Below are 1,660 nucleotides of genomic sequence, written 5' to 3' on the forward strand. Positions count from 1 at the left end.
ATCATTTTTAAGCGCCTTTTTATTTAATGTCCTTGACACGGGGTCCACATTAAATTATCCATATACTCTTAATAGTCCTTATTTATTCTTCATATGTGGGAATAAGATAACTTCACGGATAGTTTCCTGACCAGTTAATAACATAACTAATCTGTCGATACCCATACCCATACCACCAGTTGGTGGAAGACCGTATTCAAGGGCTTCTACATAGTCCATATCCATTTCGTTGGCTTCATCGTTACCTAATTCTTTTTCTTTTAACTGATTTGCGAATCTTTCATACTGATCATCTGGATCATTTAATTCTGTGAATGCATTTGCATATTCGTTACCACAGATGAATAACTCGAATCTCTGAGTGAAACGAGGATCCTGTAAGTTCTTCTTTGCAAGTGGAGAAATTTCAATTGGATGACCATATACGAATGTTGGTTCTACAATTGTTTCTTCTACATACTTTTCAAAGAATGCATTGACAATATGACCATATGCAAAATGTGGTTCTACTTCAATACCATGTTCTTCAGCAAGTTTCTTAGCTTCTTCAAAAGTCTTCTGTTCACCAAAGTCAACACCAGTCTTTTCTTTAATTGCTTCAACCATAGAGATTCTCTTGAATCCAGGTGCTAATGAAATAGAATGACCTTTGTATTCTACATCATAAGTACCATTGACAGTCATTGCGGCATTCGCAATGATACCTTCTGTTAAGTCCATCATACCTTCAAGATCAGAGAATGCTTTATATACTTCAATAGTAGTGAATTCTGGGTTATGAGTTCTGTCCATACCTTCATTTCTGAATAAACGACCGATTTCATAAACAGCATCCATACCACCTACGATTAATCTCTTAAGGTTTAATTCTGTTGCGATTCTTAAGTAGAAATCTTTATCTAATGCATTGAAATGAGTGATGAAAGGCTTAGCTGCAGCACCACCAAGAATAGAGTTCATGATTGGTGTTTCTACTTCTGTATAACCTTTGTCATCTAAATAATGCTGGATTGAACGAACAATCTTAGGTCTCATGAAGGCTACTTTACGTGCTTCATCATTCATGATTAAGTCAACATATCTTCTTCTGAAACGTTCTTCAGTATCTGTTAAACCATGGAACTTTTCTGGTAAAGGTCTTAAAGCCTTAGTAAGGTGTGTATACTTTTCTACTCTTACAGTTAATTCACCAGTATGAGTCATGAATACTTCACCATCAATACCGATAATATCACCTAAATCGCTCTTCTTAACTAATTCATAAACATCTTCACCAACAGTATCTTTCTTGATATATAACTGGATTTTTCCATCTCTATCAAGAAGGTTCATGAAGCATACTTTACCTTTTCTTCTCTTTGCAACAATACGACCCGCAATACTTACAGCTGGTTTGCTTTCTTCTAATTCTTCTGCAGTCTTATCGCCATAGTTCTTTCTAATGTCTGAAGTATAAGCAGTCACATCAAATCTCTGTCCAAATGGATCAATTCCAAGATCTTTAAGTTCCTGTAACTTCTGTCTTCTTACTAATTCCTGATCAGTAAACTTTCTTTCTTCCATGTCTGTTCTCCTTCTTTAGAATATAAAAACTCTCATCCGCTAGGGACGAGAGTTAACCGTGGTACCACAATTATTAATCTACATAAGAAGACATCAT

At 35.4% G+C, this 1,660-nt stretch carries 1 protein-coding gene; it reads right to left on the reverse strand.

What is annotated here, in order from left to right:
* Positions 1-78: 78 nt before the first annotated feature.
* The gene (gene lysS / locus ACT8VG_RS10970) at positions 79-1,563 is read right to left on the reverse strand and encodes a lysine--tRNA ligase (RefSeq protein WP_117458752.1); all 1,485 of its coding nucleotides are present in this window, start codon (positions 1,561-1,563) and stop codon (positions 79-81) included.
* Between the last annotated feature and the right edge of the window lie 97 nt (positions 1,564-1,660).

This window comes from Catenibacterium sp., assembly GCF_052354645.1.
Taxonomy (GTDB): domain Bacteria; phylum Bacillota_I; class Bacilli_A; order Erysipelotrichales; family Coprobacillaceae; genus Catenibacterium; species Catenibacterium mitsuoka_A.